Source organism: Kitasatospora sp. NPDC114501 (genome assembly GCF_055633695.1).
Window position 1 is genome coordinate 149,161 of record NZ_JBVKDS010000013.1, and the last position, 17,993, is coordinate 167,153.

Annotated in this window: 16 protein-coding genes; 5 read left to right on the forward strand and 11 right to left on the reverse strand. The window is 74.5% G+C overall.

The annotated features are described in order from the left end of the window. Position 1: 1 nt before the first annotated feature. Positions 2-919: a glycoside hydrolase family 19 protein gene (locus tag ACZ7RU_RS24545; RefSeq protein ID WP_470343099.1), complete on the reverse strand. Its 918-nt coding sequence runs from the start codon at positions 917-919 to the stop codon at positions 2-4. 495 nt (positions 920-1,414) lie between these two features. On the opposite strand from ACZ7RU_RS24545, the gene ACZ7RU_RS24550 reads away from it, so the two are divergent. Continuing rightward, on the forward strand, positions 1,415-2,359 hold the full coding sequence (locus ACZ7RU_RS24550) for a hypothetical protein (RefSeq protein ID WP_470343100.1): 945 nt from the start codon (positions 1,415-1,417) through the stop codon (positions 2,357-2,359). A gap of 20 nt (positions 2,360-2,379) precedes the next feature. Here the strand turns inward: ACZ7RU_RS24550 and ACZ7RU_RS24555 are convergent, their stop codons facing one another. From ACZ7RU_RS24555 to ACZ7RU_RS24565, 3 genes are all read right to left on the reverse strand, one after another. Further along, positions 2,380-2,940, reverse strand: a complete 561-nt coding sequence (locus tag ACZ7RU_RS24555) for a hypothetical protein (RefSeq protein ID WP_470343101.1) — start codon at positions 2,938-2,940, stop codon at positions 2,380-2,382. A 101-nt stretch (positions 2,941-3,041) separates the two neighbouring features. Continuing rightward, entirely contained in the window at positions 3,042-3,812 is a 771-nt protein-coding gene (locus tag ACZ7RU_RS24560) for an alpha-ketoglutarate-dependent dioxygenase AlkB (protein WP_470343102.1), read from the reverse strand. Next, a complete protein-coding gene (locus tag ACZ7RU_RS24565) occupies positions 3,796-4,914 on the reverse strand; it encodes a hypothetical protein (protein WP_470343184.1) in 1,119 nt (372 codons plus the stop codon). Before ACZ7RU_RS24565 ends, ACZ7RU_RS24560 begins: the two co-directional genes overlap by 17 nt. 79 nt (positions 4,915-4,993) lie before the next feature. Here ACZ7RU_RS24565 and ACZ7RU_RS24570 point away from each other — a divergent pair, with 79 nt between their 5' ends. Then, positions 4,994-5,116, forward strand: a complete 123-nt coding sequence (locus ACZ7RU_RS24570; protein ID WP_470343103.1) for a hypothetical protein — start codon at positions 4,994-4,996, stop codon at positions 5,114-5,116. A 108-nt stretch (positions 5,117-5,224) separates the two neighbouring features. Here the strand turns inward: ACZ7RU_RS24570 and ACZ7RU_RS24575 are convergent, their stop codons facing one another. Next, positions 5,225-5,659, reverse strand: a complete 435-nt coding sequence (locus ACZ7RU_RS24575; RefSeq protein ID WP_470343104.1) for a DUF4267 domain-containing protein — start codon at positions 5,657-5,659, stop codon at positions 5,225-5,227. 75 nt (positions 5,660-5,734) lie between these two features. After that, positions 5,735-6,376 (reverse strand): hemerythrin domain-containing protein, encoded by a 642-nt coding sequence (locus ACZ7RU_RS24580; protein WP_470343105.1) that lies wholly within the window; start codon positions 6,374-6,376, stop codon positions 5,735-5,737. Positions 6,377-6,506: 130 nt separating this feature from the next. On the opposite strand from ACZ7RU_RS24580, the gene ACZ7RU_RS24585 reads away from it, so the two are divergent. Beyond that, entirely contained in the window at positions 6,507-9,827 is a 3,321-nt protein-coding gene (locus tag ACZ7RU_RS24585; protein ID WP_470343106.1) for a BTAD domain-containing putative transcriptional regulator, read from the forward strand. 54 nt (positions 9,828-9,881) lie between these two features. Here the strand turns inward: ACZ7RU_RS24585 and ACZ7RU_RS24590 are convergent, their stop codons facing one another. Continuing rightward, complete coding sequence (locus tag ACZ7RU_RS24590) at positions 9,882-12,554, reverse strand: NACHT domain-containing protein (RefSeq protein WP_470343107.1); 2,673 nt, start codon at positions 12,552-12,554, stop codon at positions 9,882-9,884. 138 nt (positions 12,555-12,692) lie between these two features. Between ACZ7RU_RS24590 and ACZ7RU_RS24595 the strand changes: the two genes are divergently transcribed. Next, a complete protein-coding gene (locus ACZ7RU_RS24595; protein ID WP_470343108.1) occupies positions 12,693-13,031 on the forward strand; it encodes a cyclic-phosphate processing receiver domain-containing protein in 339 nt (112 codons plus the stop codon). Here the strand turns inward: ACZ7RU_RS24595 and ACZ7RU_RS24600 are convergent. The 4 genes from ACZ7RU_RS24600 to ACZ7RU_RS24615 form a co-directional block, all read right to left on the reverse strand. Then, a complete protein-coding gene (locus ACZ7RU_RS24600; protein ID WP_470343109.1) occupies positions 12,991-13,644 on the reverse strand; it encodes a transglutaminase-like domain-containing protein in 654 nt (217 codons plus the stop codon). The two genes, ACZ7RU_RS24595 and ACZ7RU_RS24600, sit on opposite strands and share 41 nt — an antisense overlap. A gap of 63 nt (positions 13,645-13,707) precedes the next feature. Then, the gene (locus ACZ7RU_RS24605; RefSeq protein ID WP_470343110.1) at positions 13,708-14,460 is read right to left on the reverse strand and encodes a maleylpyruvate isomerase family mycothiol-dependent enzyme; all 753 of its coding nucleotides are present in this window, start codon (positions 14,458-14,460) and stop codon (positions 13,708-13,710) included. 45 nt (positions 14,461-14,505) lie between these two features. After that, the gene (locus tag ACZ7RU_RS24610) at positions 14,506-15,813 is read right to left on the reverse strand and encodes an aldehyde dehydrogenase family protein (RefSeq protein ID WP_470343111.1); all 1,308 of its coding nucleotides are present in this window, start codon (positions 15,811-15,813) and stop codon (positions 14,506-14,508) included. A 137-nt stretch (positions 15,814-15,950) separates the two neighbouring features. Next, on the reverse strand, positions 15,951-16,859 hold the full coding sequence (locus ACZ7RU_RS24615; RefSeq protein ID WP_470343112.1) for a helix-turn-helix domain-containing protein: 909 nt from the start codon (positions 16,857-16,859) through the stop codon (positions 15,951-15,953). A gap of 230 nt (positions 16,860-17,089) precedes the next feature. Here ACZ7RU_RS24615 and ACZ7RU_RS24620 point away from each other — a divergent pair, with 230 nt between their 5' ends. Then, on the forward strand, positions 17,090-17,806 hold the full coding sequence (locus ACZ7RU_RS24620; RefSeq protein ID WP_470343113.1) for a CHAP domain-containing protein: 717 nt from the start codon (positions 17,090-17,092) through the stop codon (positions 17,804-17,806). Positions 17,807-17,993 lie beyond the last annotated feature (187 nt).

Sequence of the window (17,993 nt, forward strand, 5' to 3'; positions counted from 1 at the left end):
CTCAGCAGCCCAGGTTGTCGCCCGGTACGGTGCCGAGCAGCTGGGTGAAGCGCTGGTAGGCGTTGATCCGGCTCTGCACCTGGGCGGGGTTGCCGCCGTTGCACTCCAGTGAGCCGTTGATGCTGCGGATGGTCTCGCCGAAGCCGTAGCCGTTGACGATCGCGTTGTGCGGGGTCATGGTGCCCGGCCCGTTCTGGGTGTTCCAGTACCAGAGCGCGGTCTTCCAGGCGACGGCCGGGTCGGTCTGCACCAGGTTCGGGTTGTGCAGCAGGTCGATGCCGAGGGCGTCGCCGGCGGCCTTGTAGTTGAAGTTCCAGCTCAGCTGGATCGGCCCGCGGCCGTAGTACGCGGCCTGCCCGGCCGGGCAGCCGTACGGCTGCGAAGTGTCGCAGTAGTGCGGGTAGTTGGCGGTGTTCTGCTCCACCACGTAGACCAGCGCCCCGGTCTCGTGGTTGACGTTGGCCAGGAAGGCCGCGGCCTCCTGCCTGCGGACGGTGTCGCTGCCGGTGGCCGCGAAGGCGGGGTAGGCGGCGAGGGCGTCGATCAGGCCCTGGTAGGTGTAGAACGGGTTCCGGTTCGGGAACATCTGGTCGAACTGGGCCTTGCTGACCGGGAATCCGCCCGGGTTCGGGGTGCCGGTGGACGTCGGCGTGGCGGTCGGGGTCGGGCCGGTGCCGCAGCCGCCCTGGTCGGACCAGACGCCGGAGCCGCCGGTGCTGGGCGGCTCGTTCTGGGTCCACCACTTGGCGAGCCAGTTGTGGCCGTTGTAGGAGACGGCGGCGCCGCCGGTGTAGACGGCCGAGGAGTTCCAGGGCGTGGCGCAGACGGCCGCGCTGGCGTTGGCCGCGGGCAGCAGCAGGACCACCGCCAGCGCCGTGACGACGGCGGAGAGCAGTGCGAGCAGGCGTTTCGTGGACACTTGATCACCCCTTGTGCGGTGTGGGGCCGCACGGTTGTGGAGGTAGGGACGTCGGGGCAGGGGAGCCGGGCCCCGCAGGGTGGGGCACGTCGTGGGGGACGGGCCGACCGGGGTGCGGGCCGGTGCGGGGCTGCCCCAGACTCAAGCGGAGTGGTCTATACCTGTCAAGGGGTTCGGGCGAAAGACGCGCCCTCGGGGCCACCCGCCCGGGGCGGGTGGCCCCGGGCGTGGGGACGTCGGAGCGGCCCGGTTCACCACGGTCGGGTCTCCGCCCCCCGCTGTCGGCCTGTCACTCGAAGCGGGGAACTCGGCACGGCGGCGCCAGGGGTGCGCCGACCGGCGGCCGGGCCGACGGGGGCGGCCCGAACGCCGGACCGCCTCCCCGATCGGGCGGTGGCGGGTTCACCCGATGGGCTGACCGCCGTCCGGCCACCGGCCGCTGCGACCGGTATACGTGACGTGATCCATCGTTCGGAGACCACCTGCGAGGGGCCCATGACCGATCCGGCCGACACGTCGTCAAGGACGGCCGCCGAGAAGCTTCCGGCGGCCTACGCCCCCCGGGTCGCGCTGATCCGGGGGGCCATGGAGGCCGGGGACACGGCCCTCGCGGCCCGCCTGGCCGAGGAACTCCACCACCGGGTCGCCCTGGAGCGCGGTGCCCGGGACCCGGAGGCGCTGCGCGCGCAGGAGGTGCGGGCGTACGTCGCGGCGGTCGACGGGGACCCCTGGCGGGCGGCCGAGCTGTTCACCGCGGCCGCCGCCGCGTGGGCGGGCCTGGGGGCGTCGGAGCAGTGGGCGGCCGCGCGCAACGCGGAGGTCTGCCGGCGCCGGGCGGAGTCGGCGGCGGCCGCCCCCTCGGCGGTCCCGCTCGCCCGTCGGCCGCCCGTCTGCCCCTCCCCGGTCCGGGCCTTCGGGCGCGGCGCCGTCGTCGCGCTCGTCCTGGCGACGGCGCTGCTCACGGGAGCGGCGGACGCCGGCCCGCAGGCCTACCTCGGGACGGGCCCGCGACCGGCCCCCGACGAGCAGCCGGTCGCCCCCGCCGTCATGGGAACCCTGGAGTACTCCGCGCCGTCGGCCTCCCCGGCGCCGGGCCCCGTGCCGGCCCCGCCGGAGCCGACGGGCGCGGAACCCGTCCCCGCACCGGACCCCGCGCCCGCGGGCGAACCGGAGGACCCGGCCGCCGACCCGGGCGAGGACGGACCCCGGGCGGGGCGCACCCCGGTGCCGTCCCCGGGGCATCGACCGCATTCCCCGGCCGCCGGTCCCCGACCGCGGCCCGCCCCCGACGCCGCTCGGCCGCCCGGGGGCCAGGCCGCCGAAGCCGGCGCGGATCCCTGCGCCACCGCCCGCGCGTACGGCGGCCGACTCCTCGGCCCTCTCGTGGAGCTGTGCCACCGCGCCGCCGGAGTACCCGGCAGCCGGACACCCGCCCCCTGACGTCAGCCGGCGGGCGCCGGTCAGTCCGACGCGGCGGGGGCGCCGGGGCGGTCGTCCTGACGCGCGATGGTCACCGTCCACTGGGGGAACCGCGCCAGGGCGGTCGCGGGCGAGGCGGCGGCGTCGGGGCGCAGCGCTGCCGCGGGGAGGAAGGCGACCCGGCAGCGCCGGCACAGCCAGGTCGCCCGCCACACCTGGTGGAGCCGCTGCCACTGGTCGTAGGTCCGCGGCCACTGCTCGGCCGAGGCGTTCCGACGGCTCCGGTGGTGGGCCTGGACGGTGAGTCCGATGCCCAGCAGGACCGCGGCGACGATGAACGCGCCGTAGTGGTAGCCGGCCTGGTACGCGGCGTCGGTGCTGCCGCCGCTGTCGTAGGAGACCAGCGAGCGCAGACCCAGCAGGCCGAAGAGGCCGGCCAGGACGAAGAGGGTGATCGCTGCCCCGGTCGTGCCCCCGGGCTCGGGCGGCATCGACAGCAGCGCCCGCGTCGGAGGGTCGAGGGGCCGGTCGGTGTCCAGCAGGGCCTTTCGCACGGCGACGGTTTCGTCCGTTGCGGCGCAGGTGGGGCAGGTGACGCTCATCGAGGGGTGGCTCCGGGGGCGATGCACGGGGTGTGCGGAAGAGCACGTAGTACAGCACAGGCGACTGACTGCCCGTGCGACCGCCCCCTCGGCCCGTACCGTCAGACGGGCGGCATCAGATCGCTCTCGCTGACGGTGTACGTCAGCGCGGGGTAGGCGAAGTCCGTTTCCCTGTTCTCGCGGCGCCGTAGCCGGTAGAACCCGCGGCTCTGCTCCTCGTCGGCCCGCACGAGGCGCGCACCCTGCGGGAGGTGGGGGTGCCCGTCGTGGAACCGGAGAAGGGTCTTCGACGTGCGGAAGGTGACTCCCAGCCATGGGTTGTCCGCCGCCTGGACGGGCGCGTCCAGGACGATCTTGTGCCTGAGCCGCCGGTTCGAGTCGACGGAGAACACGACGACACCGTTGTGGACGAGCGGGATCTCGAACCTCTCGCCGTCGGCCTCCTTCGACTCGAAGATCAGCTTCCTCGGCGGGCCCGCCTCGGGATGCCGGTAGCAGGAGAAGACGGCGATGGACGACTCGTCGGCCAGATCGAGGGCCTGGTCGGAATGGCCCCCCATGGTCGTGTAGGCGTTCGTGTAGCTCTCGACGAGGGCGTTGTTGAAGCCGACCGGCAGTGCCGCACGTTCCTGGACCTGCCGCGCCAGCCGTTCGTGCACCGGCCGGAAGCGCTGCGGCGGGCTGCCGTACCGCGTGGTCGTGCGGACGAGGGGCACGCCGCCCGCCTCGTCGGTCCTGGTGAGCACGGCGCCTCGCCGGCCCTTTCCCACGTCCTCCCAGCGGGTCGCGGCGGACAGCTCCGCGAAGAGGTCGGTGTCGGTCGGCAGAACGCAGGAGCGGACCTCGTCCGGGAGCCTAGATCCGAGGGGCAAGGTAGTCTCCCGAGTTCATGCTGAAGAGGAAGTCGTCGCCGTAGTCGATGAAGGACGAGGTCCTGTTCTCCTCGGCGTACAGCCTGCGCAGTTCGTCCATGCCGTCCGGTGTGGGGGGCGTCAACTCCACCGGGCCTCCGGCCGTTTCGAGGAACGTCCGGCCGTTCCGGTGGACGGCTTCGGTGTCCGAGCAGCGCACCACGTACCCCAGCCGGGTCGGAAGCAGTTCGGCGTCCAGCGCCGAGGGCCGGATCTCGTGCGTGTACAGGCGGTTGGTGGACAGCGGCACGAAGAACACGGAGCCGGGGTAGAGGGTCACGGTGAACTGCGGGGGGAACGCGCTGGCGTCGCGTCCTTCGGCAGGCTCCTTGAGGCGGAAGCGGAGTCTGGTCAGCCCGCTGGTGCCCTTCACGCCGTAGTCGAAGGCGTCGTCGGCCAGGGGCCGCAGCCTGTCGAGCCCGTCGTAGAAGCTGCAGAAGGCCATGATGCCGTTGACGGGCATGTCCTTGGTCTTGTCGGCATGGGACGAGATCCTGGCCTTGGACTGCTTGCGCTCGGCCGTGGCATGGGTGTTGTGGTAGATCTGCGCGAGGACGTGGTTCAGCGGTGCCTGGTTCCGGAAGACGGTGGCGGCCTCGCGGTTCAGGGCCTCGACGATCCGGGTGTCGGTCGGGCGGAAGCCCTCGGTCGGCCCCGAGAGGTTCGTGGAGCACCGGAGCAGACGGAAGTGCAGTCCGTCGTCGTGGGGTGTGACGGGTGTCAGGTAGATCCCGCTGCGGTGGGCCGCGCCGGGCTTGGTGGACTCCGTCAGGGACTGGAACTCGTGCTCCGCGCGGATCCGCCCGAAGTGACCGGCGTCGAGTCCGAAGAAGCGGCGGTAGTACACGCCGACGCCGTGCACCCGGACGGGCACGCGGCCGAGGTCGACGACGGGCCACGGCTGGTCGACGCCCCCGGGGTGACCGTGCGAGAGCTCCCGGACGACGAACACCCGGGCGGCCGCGCGCAGATGGCGGCCGCTGATCCCGGATATGTCGCCGCACAGGTAGACGGTCTTGCGGGCGAGGTCGGGCGAACCGGAGGCAAGCTCCTCCGGTGACATCACGGACCCGAAGAATTCACCGATCAGGTCATCGTGGTGAAGCGCCGGAGGCGCGACCAGGACGTTGTCCGCATCCTCGATGCGGGCTTCTGTCGGCTCCGTCGTGGACGACGAACTGGACAACGAGCTGGACAACGAACTGCACCTGCCGTTCAAAGGCGTGGACACGGCAACGGCCCGCCACTTCTCCTCTGCGTGGTGAAGCGCGAGGAAAAGGAGACGGACCGTTGAATCTGATGCTCTCACGGGGCTAGACAGCGGGCAACGGGGTTCTGCCGTCCCAGGGCGGAGCGGCGTCACCGCATGGTTCCTACGCCCGGCGCAGGGCGGGGACCGGGGCGGATGCCGGGGCGGCGGCGGCCTTGCGGGTCTCGTGCAGGGTCAGCAGGCCGACGATGAGCATCCCCACCGCGGTCAGGCCGTGGACGCTGAACGCGGTGGTGGCGGAGCCGTGGTGGGCGAGCACGGTGGTCATGTCGCCGACCGGGATGAGGGCCTCGACCAGCAGGACCCAGCCCAGGGCGCGGCGCTGGCCGACCAGCAGCAGGACGCCCATGATCAGGCCGCCCACGACGTCGCGGATGCCCTTGAGGACCAGGAAGCCGCCGCCGTCGCCGGAGGGCCAGCTCGGCAGGCCGTAGGTCGGCGCGGTGGTCTCGGGGGTCACGATGAAGGACGTCCCGAACCAGAGGATGAAGAGGACGAAGGCGGTGGTCAGGGCGGTGTTGACGGTCTTGAGCGACATGGCTGTCTCCTTGCGGGGTCGGTTCGGCGTGGGGTCGGGGTCGGGTTCGTCGGAGGGCCGGAGGTAGGGCCGGGGTCAGGCCGCGCGGACGCGGCGGATGTGGCGGGCGTAGCGGGGGCGGCCGATGACGTGCCAGACGCCGCGTACCGGCGCCGGGAGGGCGGAGAGGAGCGTGGCGCGCTCGGCCGGGTTCGCGTCCTCCAGGACGAGGCCGAAGAGCGTGAGCAGGGTGGGCTTGGGCGTGTTGGCCACCAGGTGCTCGCCCAGGGAGGCCCACTCCTGTTCGGTGATGTGCTCGGCCGCGAGCGGGAGGAGGGTGGCCTCCTCGTCGTCGAGGTGTTCGAGCAGGACCGCCCGGTGGTCGGCGAGGGCCGCGACGAGGTTGTCGCGCTCGCCGGCTCCGGCGGCGGCTTCCCACGCCGGGACCGCGGTGTCCAGCCGGGCCAGCGTGGCCGAGACGCGCTCGTGCTGGGCCTCCATGCGCAGGACGAGGTCCGCCTCCAGGTCGACCCGGGACAGCAGCGGCGGCCACAGCAGCTCGTCCTCGCCCTCGTGGTGGTTTCTCAGCCCCAGCCGGTAGTCGCGGAAGTGGTCGGCGATCACCTTGGCACGGGCGGTGTCACCGGGGGTGACCGCCGCGACGAGCTCCATCAGCAGCCGCGACTCGCGGCGGAAGGCGCGGTGGACGATCTCCATGTCCTGGGTGTCGACGCTCATCTGTTCCTGCCCTTCAGCTGTTCCTGCGCTTCGTCCGTTCGATGTGCTCAAGACTGCTTCCGGGGGTTTGGAAGGCACTTGGAAACGACTTGGAAGGCGTGCGGCGGACACGCGTACGATGTGTCACGTCATGGTCTTCATCCGGGTGTTGGGCTCGTTCGCGGCCGAGGCGGGCGGTGAGTCCGTCCCCCTCGGTGGTCCGCGGCAGCGTGGCGTGCTGGTCCTGTTGGTGGCGGCGCGTGGGCAGGTCGTGCCGGTCGACCGGATGGTCGAGGACCTGTGGCGCGGCGAACCGCCGTCCCGCGCCCTGGCGTCGTTGCAGGCGTACGTGTCCAACCTGCGCCGCCTGCTGGAACCCGGCCGCCCGCCGCGGACCCCGGCGCGCCTGCTGGTGAGCGCGTCGCCCGGCTACGCACTGCGGCTGCCGCCGGGGGCGGTGGACGCGTGGCGCTTCGAGGAACTCCTCGACGAGGCCCGGACGCTCGCCGGTCCCCGGGACGCCCGCGCCCGGCTGGACGAGGCGCTGGCACTGTGGCGGGGCCCCGCGTTCGCCGAGGTCGCCGACGAGCCGTGGGCCGCCGCGGAGACCGCCCGGCTGGACGAACTGCGCCTGGTCGCCCGCGAACTGCGGGTCGCGGCGGGACTGCGGCTCGGCGACCCCGCGGCGGTGGTCCCCGAGGCGGAGGGCCTCACCCGCGACGCCCCCCTGCGCGAGGAGGGCTGGCGCATGCACGCCCTCGCGCTGTGGAGCAGTGGCCGCCAGGCCGACGCCCTGGCCGCGCTCCGCCGGGCCCGCGCCGTCTTCGCCGACGAGCTGGGCCTCGACCCCGGCCCGGAGCTGGTGGCCCTGGAGGAGGCGATCCTCACCCAGCGCACGGACGTCCTGCGCGCGGCCGTCCCTCCCCCCAGCGCGACCGTCCCGGCGCCCCCCGCGGCCGCCCCGGTTCCGCCGCCCCCCGCGGTCACGCCCCGGCCTCGGGCAGCCGTGCCGCCGCCCGCGGACGACGGGCCCGGCGCGACCACGTTCGTGGGGCGGGAGGGCGAACTCGCGGCGCTGGTGGCGGCCGCCGGGCAGGCCGCCGCCGACGGGGCGCGCGTCGCGCTCGTCACCGGGGAGGCGGGGCTCGGCAAGTCATCGCTGCTGGAGCACCTCGGCGCGCGACTCGGACGGGACGGGTGGCTTGTGGCCGCCGGGCGCTGTCCCGAGGTGGACGGCGCGCCGCCCGCGTGGGCGTGGGTCGAGGCGCTGCGGGAGGTGGCCGTGAGCGTTCCTCCGGGGGAGTTCGCGGACGACCTGGCGCCGCTGCTCTCCGACTCCGCGCCGGTGGGCGGTGACGCGACGGCAGGGCGGTTCCGGCTGCGGCAGGCCGTGTGGAACTGGCTCGCGGCGGCCGCCGCCTACCGGCCGGTCGCCGTGGTCCTGGACGACCTCCACCGGGCGGACGCCACCACGCTGGAACTGCTCGGCGGCGGCGTCGGCGTACGGGCCCCGATCCTGGTCGTCGCGGCGTACCGCGCGGACGAGGGCGAGCGCCTCACCGAGACGCTCGGGTCCCTGGCCCGTACCGCGCCGCTCCGGCTGGACCTGCCCGGACTGGACGGCGACGCCGTCGCGGAACTGGTCCGCGCCGAGTGCGCGGCCGACGACGCGACCGTGGCCGGGATCGCCGAACGGACCGGCGGCAATCCGTTCTACGTGCGGGAGAGCGCGCGGCTGCTGACCGGCGAGGGCGCGCTGGTCGCGCTCTCCGAGGTCCCCGAGGGCGTACGGGACGTCCTGCGGCGCCGGTTGGCGAGGCTTCCCGCGAGCGGTGTGTCCGTCCTGCGGCTGGCGGCGGTGGCCGGCCGGGAGAGCTCGGTGGACGTGCTGGTGCGGGCCGCCGACTCCGACGAGGACGGCGTGCTGGACGCGCTGGAGGCGGGCGTCATCGCCGGCCTGCTCGACGAGCCCGGGCCCGGCCTCGTCCGGTTCGTCCACGCGCTGGTCCGGGACACGCTGGTCGCCGACGTCACCCGGTTGCGGGCCGCCCGGATGCACGCCCGGATCGCCGCCGCCCTGGAGGGCACCGGTGACGTCGCGGCGCTCGCCCACCACTACGCGCGGGCGGGATCGCCGAAGGCCGTCGGCCACTGCGTACGGGCCGCCGAGCTGGCCGAGGCGCGCTACGCCCACGACGTGGCGGCCGCCCTCCTGGCCGATGCGGTCGCCAACTCCGGCGACCCGGACGAGCGGGTCGGCCTGCTCGGCAGGCTGCTGCGCGCACAGATCAGGGCCGGGGCCGTCGCCGCGGCCCGGAAGACGCGCGAACAGGCCGTGGAGTACGCCGAGTCGATCGGCCGCGACGACCTGATGATCGCCGCGTTCACCGCCTGGACCGAGCCCACCCCCTGGCAGGCTCGCACCTACGGCACGGTCGACCGTCCCGTCGTCGACCGCCTCCGCCGCCTGCTCTCGCGGACCGGGCTTGCCCGCGAGGTGCGCTCCCGCCTCCTCGTCGCGTACGCCAACGAGCTGGTGGGCGAGGACGATCCGACGGTCACGGCCGCGGCGCGGGAAGCGCTCGACCTCGCCACCGATCCCCGACTCCGGGCCGCGGCGCTCCTGGTCCTGGCCGACGACTCCGGACGGGAGGAGTACGCCCGTGAGCTGGTGGAGATCGGCGTCGAGCACGACCTGCCCGTCTACCGGGTGACCGGGCTGCTCAACCGGGCCGCGCACGCCGCCGCGGCCAACGACCCGGCGGCCGTGCGCCGCCTGACCGGGGAGGTGCTCGACCTCGCCCGCGCCTACCGGATGCCGGAGGCGATCAGCGCCGCCGAACTCGCGCAGGCGAGTCTGGTGCTCGTCGAGGGCCGGTTCGCCGACGCCGAGCGCCGCTACGTCGAGGCCACCGCCCACATGGCACGCGCCGGATCGGTGCACACCGGCTTCCTCGGCCTCGCGCTGGCGGTGGTCCGGCTGAACGACGGCACGCTCGGTGACCACCTGGAGGACGTGCGCGCCCTCCACGCCGCGCTCGGCCCGATGGCCGCCGACCTGCTCGCGCTCACCCTGCACGCCGCCGGCCGGGGCGACGAGGCACGCCGGGTCCGTACGGCGGCGGGCCCGATCCGGCCCGACTTCTTCTTCACCTTCCTGACGAGCCTGCGCGCGATGGCGATCGTCGCGCTGAACGACCGCGCCGCCGCCGAGGAGGTCTACGCGGACCTGCTTCCGCACCGTGCCGGCCCCCCGGCCGGCGCGGAGAGCCTGTCGCTGGCGCTGCGTCCGGTCGCCCACACGCTCGGCGAACTGGCGCTCCTGCTCGGCCGCGAGGACGAGGCCGCCGCCCACTTCGCCCGGGCCGCCGCGATCGCCGACCAGTGGAACGCTCCCCACTGGTCCGCCGAGGCCCGGACACGCGCCGGGCTCGCCCTCGGTGACCAGGCGTCGCCCCTGCGGGAACGCTGAAACCACGCCGAGCGCTCGCCGACACCCGGCGCACCGCCGGCCGCGAGGCCCGCGCTACGGCCGCCAGCGCCCGCCGGAGAGCGCGGCCAGCGCCTCCGCGACGTCCGGGGGCAGGGGGGAACGGACGACGTTCATCGGCTGCACCAGGTACCACCCGTCCCGCCCCCGGTAGCGCGCCGAGGGGACGGGTGCTCCCGGCCGCAGCCGGACGTGGATGCCGTGGACGTGGGTGTCACGGCCGCGGACGTACACCCGGCGGACGGCCACCTCGTCCACGTCGCGCCACTCGTAGCGGCAGCGGCGGCGGCCCCAGCGGGCGGCTATGAAGGTGTCGGTGATGTGCAGTTCGATGCGTCGCCGGGGCAGCAGACTGATCAGCATCATCAGCAGGCCGAGGGCGGGCAGGCCGACCATCGGCCTCCAGGAGTCCAGCCGGTCCCAGGTGCCGCCGACCGTGGTCCGGACCATCTGAAGGCCCAGGAGCGCGCCGATCGGGCCCCAGTGCGCGAGCACGACCCCGCGGACCCGGCCGCTGAGCAGGTACGAGCCGGGGGCGCGCCGCACGGTGAGGCCGCGCCAGGTCGAGGCCGGGGGCCGGGCCGGGCCGGTGAGGGGACCGGCCCCGCCCTGCGCCGCCCCGCCCTGCGCCGCCCCGCCCTGCGCCGCTCCGTCCGGCGCCACCCGGGCCGCCGGGACTCCCGGCCTCCCCGCGGCCCCCGGACCGGCCGTGGCGGCCAGGTGCTGCTGGAGCCGCAGGTTGCGGAAGCGGTACGTCCCGGCGGTCCGCTGGAGCAGGCCGGCCCGGTGGGCGTCCCGCAGGAAGGTCATCAGCGGCCAGGGCAGCCGGCCCACGAGAGCCAGCGAGCACCGCGCCAGCAGCCACCGGCTCCACGGGCTGAGCAGCAGGAAGGTCGCGCCGGTCCCGCACCAGGCCGCCAGCGCGTGGGCCCAGTCCACCTGGCGGTACTCGTGACTGGCCCAGGACCAGTCCATCAGTTCGATCCCCGCGGCGAGCAGCGGCGCGATGACGACCAGCGTCACCAGGACCGAGGTGCGCTCCGACCGCAGCAGTGAATCGGGGGTCGCGGCGTCCACGGTGTCCGAGGGGGCCGCCATCGCGATCGTCAGATAGGCGGACAGCAGCAGGGAGGCCACCAGCGCGAGCCCCTCCGTCGCCGGTGCCAGGAGCTGGAACACACCGACGGCGAGGATCGCCGGCGGCCCGCCGATCACCACCGTGAGCCGCCAGGCCCGGCTCAGCCTCCCGGTGCGGCCGGCCGAGCGGAGGGCCCCGGCGAAGCGCAGCGGATTGGCCCGCCGCCGGGGCGTGGAGGTCTCGTCCCCGAACCACGTCTGCCCGGCCGTTCGGACCGTACCCGCGAGGGCCACGCCGAGGCCCAGGGCGCCGCCGAAACCGAAGGGGTGACGGGGGCCCTGGACGGCCCCCAGCACCAGGTCGAACAGCACCGACAGGGCGATCCCCACCACGATCAGCGCGGGTGCCGCCAGTGCCCGCGGCAGCGGCGCGCCGAACAGCCGCCACCAGGCCAGCTCCGCGCTCTCCTGGCGGTCCATCAGCCGGGCGAGGAAGGACAGCCAGACCCGCGCCCGGTCCGGTTCCCACCGCCGGGGCGGGTGCAGGCGGTCGGGCTCCGGCGGCAGCGGCGGGAACGACGCGGGCACGATCCGGTCGAGCAGGTGCTGTTCCACCTGCCAGGCGGTCGGGAAGCGCCGGCGGTCCACCAGCTCGCCCGGCTCCGCCGGCGCCCGCTCGTAGCCGCGCCGCAGCAGCCATACCATCAGCGGCGTCGACAGCGCCCGGCTCACCGGGCCGTCCGGCGCCGAGCGGAGTTCGTCCAGCAGCGGCGCCCACGCCGCGGTGCGCGAGGGCTGCCGGGCCCGGTGCAGGTAGGACGCGACGTCGGTGGGGTCGAGCGGCAGCGCCTCGATCGCCGAGTCGACCCGGAGCACGTCCCGCTGCGTGTCCACCAGCTCGCGGTACGGCTCGGTCCGGCAGATCAGCACCACCCCGCCCTCCTGGCCCAGTTGGCGCCCGAGGGCGCCGAGTACGGCGATCCGCCGGTGCTCGGGCAGCTCGTCCAGGCTGTCCAGGACGGGAAGCAGGCGGCGTTCGCTCACCAGCCGGCCGGCGGGATGGAGCCCGTCCACCCGTGGCAGGCCGGGGTGTTCCTCCGTGATCCGGCCGATCAGCCAGTCGTAGAAGTTGACCCGCTCGGCGTCCCAGGACTCCAGCGAGAGCATGACGGGCACCGGGACGTCCTCGCCGCGGGTGAGCCGCCGGGCGAGCAACTCCAGGGTGAGCAGCACGGCGAGGGTGGTCTTGCCGGCCCCGGCCCCGCCGAGGATCAGCAGACGGCGGTGGTCGAGCCCCAGCAGGGCCCCCGCCATCGTGCCGACCCGGTCGCCGCGCCCGCCGAGTTCGGTCCCCGGCCCGAGCGCGGTGCGGCTGTGCACCCAGCGGACGGCCAGCGGTTCGGGGTCGGCCATGTCCAAGGCGTCGGCCTCGGCCCGCCACTGGTACAGCAGGCTGCGGGCGAGCCGCTCCTCGGCGAGGCCGAGCGGCGTCTCCGGCGCCGCGCCCCGGGGCGGCACGGTGAGGTGCAACTCCCCGTTGAGCACGCCGATCTGCACCAGGTAGTGGACCGTACTGTCGGTGACGACGTTGCGGATGTTCGTGGGCCCGTGGCCGAGTTCGTGTTCCGTCACTCCCCGGCTCCGCCCTTGCCTCGACTGGATTGACAGCTGCCGCTCAAGTTCCCTTTCTACCAGGGCCGGTCCGGTCCGTTCGACCGGCCGTCAGTTTTCCCGTACCGTCCGGCGCCGCTCTTCGGCGAAGATGACCGGGTGAAAGAGGACCTCACCGCACCGGCGCCCGTCATCCTCGGCGTAGACGACCTCCGACCGCTCCCCAGGGCCACGCGGATCGCCCGCACCAGCCGCGAGGGCGTCCGGCTCCTCCAGGAGCACCGCGACGGCTTCGTCGACGAACTCTGGCTCGACCATGATCTCGGCGGCGACGACAGCATCCTGCCGGTGGTGACCCTCCTGGAGGAGGCCGCCTTCCACGGGCGGCCCTTCCGGATCGGAACGGTCTTCGTCCACAGCGCCAACCCCGTCGGTGCCGAGACCGTCGTCCGGTCGCTCACGCGCTGGAACTACCGGGTCCGGCGGGCGACGGCGTAGGGGGGCCGAAGCCGGCACCGACACCGGCTCCCGGCTCCGGTTCGCCGGGGAGTTCGGCCGGAAGGTGGCCGTAGCCGGACCGGCCGGGCACCGCCCGGGCGAGCGCCCGGAGCAGCGGAGCCGGCGGCGCGGCGAAGACCCCGGGGTAGTCGCGCTCGCCGAGCTCCGGCCGGACCGGCCAGGCCAGCCGCTCCCGGTCCAGGTCGTACCGCGCGTCCACCCCCTCCCGGTTGCCCCGGGCGTCCAGGCGGGACCAGCGGCCGTCCAGGTGCACGGCGTTGAGGGCGTGCAGCACGAAGCCGCCCTCACCGTCCTCCAGCCGCTGGTAGCACAGTCCGGCCGGCAGGCCCTGCGCCCGCAGCAGCGCGGCCAGCAGGTGGGACTTGCCGTGGCAGATCGCGTTGCGCGCGGCCAGCACCTCGGAGGCGCGGAACGCCCCGCTGTACGCACCCGCGTCCGCGGAGTGGGCGACCTGGTCGCGGACGTGGTGGAACGCCGCCTCCGGGGTGGCCAGTTCGGCGGCCAGCCGCCGCAGCTCCGGGTGCTGGTGGTCGATCACCTCGTCCGCCACGAGGTAGGCGGCGAGGTCGTCGGTCTCCGGTCGCAGAATCATGCCGCCCACGGTGCCGCACGCACCGTCCGCCGCGGGCGGGATTCCACTCCCTGGACAGGACTCCTAGAAGGCGGAGTTGGCGAACCAGAGGTCCAGCAGGCCTTCGTCCCCGGACACGGTGACCGTGGGCGTCGAGCGGTCGAGACGGCCGTAGAGGAGGAGCAGCAGCTCGGCGGCGGTGGCCGAGACGGTGGCGTCGGCGGGCGAGCCGGCGGAGTCCGGGCCGAAGCCGTCGGGGCGCAGCCGCACCAGCCAGTCGCCGCCACCGTCGGTGCGGGCGAAGCGGATCGTGCGGTCCTCGCCGCGCAGCTCGGCCGTCCGCGGGGCGAAGAACGCCGCGTACGGCAGGTTGGTCAGGAACTCGGCCACGCCGTCCGCCGCGAGGTCCGGGTCGATCGCGGGCTTCAGGCCGAGCGCGAGTTCGGCGTCGGCGCGGTGCACGAGGGTCTCGAAGAGCATCCGGCGGACCCAGAAGCGGGCGTGCTGGTCGGCGCCCCACGCCCACATCGGGGCGTCGAGGTCGGTCTCCGCGAACGCCGTACCCGCCTCCGCGCAGGCCTCCGTGAGCCACGCCGGGTAGTCCTCGGCCCGCTCGGGGAGCTTCAGGTCGACCTCCCGGCTGGTGGGCGGCTCCTGGATGCGCCGGCGCAGCAGGAGGGTGAACCAGCGCTGGACGCTGCCGGTGTGGCGGACGAGGTCGGCGAGGGTCCAGCCGGGACAGCCGGGGACGGGGGTGGCCGGGTCGGCGGACCGTACGGCGGTGACGAACCGGGCGGTCTCGGCGGCTACGGCGGCGACGTGCTCGTTCGGGGTCATGGACGGATGCTCCGGAGGGTTGGGGGTCGGCAGCGGGCGGCGGGATCAGGCGAGGGGCTTGTCGACGACGGCCTTGGCGTGGCTGAACGTCTCGATCGAGTACTCGCCGTGGTAGCGGCCCATGCCGCTCTCGCCGACGCCGCCGAACGGCAGGTCGGGCATCGCAAGGTGCGAGACGGGCAGGCCGAAGCTGAGCGCGCCGGAGGAGGTCTCCTCGGCCAGTCGCCGCTTGGTGTCCGCGGACTCGGTGAAGGCGTAGAGGGCGAGCGGCTTGTCGCGCTCGTTGATGAACGCGATCGCCGCGTCGAGGTCGGGCACCGGCAGGACGGGCAGGATCGGCCCGAAGATCTCGGCCAGCATCACCGGGGCGGTCGCCGGCACGTCGGCCAGGACGGTCGGGGCGAGGTAGCGCGCGGCACGGTCGTGCTCGCCGCCGACGACGGTCCGGCCGGCGCCGAGCAGCGCGGTGAGCCGGTCGAAGTGGCGCTCGTTGACGATCCGCCCGTAGTCCGTGCTGGTGGCCGGGTCCTCGCCGAACAGCTCCTGCACTGCGGCGGCCAGTTCCCGTTCGAGGTCGCTCGCGGTGTCGCCGACGGCGAGGACGTAGTCGGGGGCGACGCAGGTCTGTCCGGCGTTGAGGAACTTGCCGCGGGCGATCCGCCGGGCGGTGACGGCGAGGTCGGCGCCGGGGTCGACCACGACCGGGCTCTTGCCGCCGAGTTCCAGGGTGACCGGGGTCAGGTGCTTGGCGGCGGCGGTCATGACGATCCGGCCGACCGCGCCGTTGCCGGTGTAGAAGATGTGGTCGAAGCGCTGCTCCAGCAGGGCGGTGGTCTCCGGGACGGCCCCTTCGACGACCGCGACCGTCTCCTCGCCGAGGTAGCGCGGCAGCAGTCCGGCGATGGCGGCGGAGGTCGCGGGGGCCAGTTCGCTGGGCTTGACGAGGGCGGTGTTCCCGGCGGCCAGGGCGCCGACCAGCGGGGCCAGGGCGAGCTGCAGCGGGTAGTTCCACGGCGCGATGATCAGCACCACGCCCAGCGGGTCCCGGACGACCCGGGCCTCGGCGGGGCGGAAGAACTCCGGTACGGCGGCCGGCACCGGTTCCAGCCACTGCGCCAAGTGGGCCACGGTGTGGTCGAGTTCGTTGATCGTGAAGCCGATCTCGGTCCGGTACGCCTCGGCGGCGCTCTTGCCGAGGTCGGCGTGCAGGGCCTGCTGGAACACCTCGGCCTGCTCGGTGAGCAGAGCGCGCAGGGCGGCCAGCTTGTCCAGGCGCCAGGAGAGCGGCCTGGTCCGGCCGGTCGAGAATTCGGCCCGCAGGCGGGCGACCACGGAGGGGATGGCTTCGGTCATGAGGGGTCTCGCGGTCCTGAGATGGGAGAGGGTGCTTGCGGTGCTCGCGGGTAGAAATTTCACTACCTGAAGCAATGGCGAGCCTAAGGATGAAAGGTTGAGTTTGTCAATCATCTCCCCGGGGTGCGCGGCCGGGATCAGTCCGCGGGGGTGGCCGGGGGCGAGGTGCAGACGGTGCCGCGGGCGTGGACGACGGCGCAGGCGCGGGCGGCGGTGGGGTGGGGGGCGCGGACCATCTTGGTGTGGGCGTCGTGGCCGGACTGTTGGCGGTACTCCTCCTGCTCGGGAGGGGTGCCGAAGACCTGGACGCGGTCGCCGGGGGAGCCGCCGCTCATCTTGGCCCAGGCGGCGTGGCAGGTGGGGCTGTGACGCAGTTCGATCAGGACGCCGAAGTCGCGGTTGTGCGCGGTGGTGGCGGCGTCGCGGTCGCAGCCGGTGCCCGCCGGGTCGACGTGCAGGCAGGAGGCCCCGTCGCAGGAGGGGGCCGCCGTCGGTACGGGCATCGCGTGCCGGGAGGGTGCGGCGGTGGCGTCGGTGCCCGGGCGTGCCGGGGTGTGGAGGAGTGCGCCGGCGGCGACCGCTGCCAGGGCCGCGCCCGCGACGGTCCACGCCGCCCATGCCGTCCGACGGCGCCGCCTGCCGCCGGGCTGCTGGCCGTCCGTCGCCGCGGGTTGCGGAGCGGATTCCGGAACGGGCTCCGGGGCGGGTTGCGGAACGGGCTCCGGGGCGGGTTGCGGAACGGGCTCCGGGGCGGGCTCCGGTGCCGGCGCGTCGACCGCGCCGCCGTCGATCGTCGCCCTGAGCGAGAGTGCGTGGGCGAGGTCGTCGGCGGCGACCGCGTAGTGCGCCGCCAGGGAGCGGATCGCGGACTCCGGTGCCGGGTACCTGCCGTCGGGGTTCTCGTAGCGGGAGAGGGTCGTCTGGGCGATCGCGGTGCGCCGGGACACGGTCACCTGGGTGGGGTTGCCGGCCTCCCGACGCCATCGCCGCAGTGTCCGGGCCAGTTCCGTGCGTGCCGCCGTGGCCGTCGGCCGGTTGTGCGTCATCGGCGCGGATCCTCGTTCCTCGACTGCGCATAGGCCCAGCTCAGTGCCATGTGGAGGCCCTCCGCATATGCATGGGTAACCAGACGTTCACACAGCGTAGGAGTTCGGCGGTCGGGCGTGCAATCGTGGTCGTCAGCCGGAGGGAACGCCCCGGCGAAACCCCCCTCTTCCGCATCCCGGACGGGCCGTGTCCTGCCCGGGCCGGTGGAGAAGACGCCCAAGGAGAGATCATGAACATGACACGCTCGCGGATGCTCGCCGCCCTCAAGGGGCGCGCCGGACGGACCGCCGCCGTCGCCCTGGTGGCCGCCGGGACGCTCGGCGGCCTCGGCACCGCCGCCACCGCCGCCGACGCGGCCCTCGCGACCGGCGTGCGCACCGTCCAGGCGGCCGCCACCGACACCACCGCCACCGACTCCACGGCCACCGCCGACGCGGCCCGCTCCGCGCTGCGCGAGCGGATCGTCTCCATCGCCCGGGGCCAGATCACCCCGGCCGGCCAGAAGCCCGAGCGGACCGGCGCGTGCGACAAGTACTTCGCCCACTCCAGCAGCCCGAAGGCGAAGTGCGTGAAGACCTCCTGGTGCGCCGCGTTCGTCGACTGGACCTGGCACCAGGCCGGCGTGAAGCCCGCGCCGACCACCCTGCTCGGGCGCGGCGTCGGCAAGTGGGGCCAGGAGCACCACCTCTTCCACAACCGCCTGCCCGCGCGCGGCGAGCGCCCGTACACCCCCGTGCCCGGCGACCTCGTCGTCTACGGTGCGCCGGCGTACGCCACGGGCGGCCATGTCGGGGTCGTCGTCGCCGTCGACCACGACGGAACCATCGACACCGTCGAGGGCAACTTCGGCGACAAGGTGACGCACCGCCACATCAAGGCCGCCGAGGCCCGCGCCGGTGCGAAGAACGTCCACATCTCCGGCTACGTCAGCGTGCCCGGCGCCTGACCGGCCCGCGTCCACCTGCGCCGGGGGCCCGGACGGGACCATCCGTCCGGGGCCCCGGCGCAGGCCCCGCCTCCGGCGAGTTGCAGCGGGTGGGGGACCGGCTGACACTCGCAGGTGGAGCGGTCGTGCCGACGGGGGTCGGCCGTCCCGCCCGCCGGCGGGGGAGACCGGGGGAGATGGGAACGGT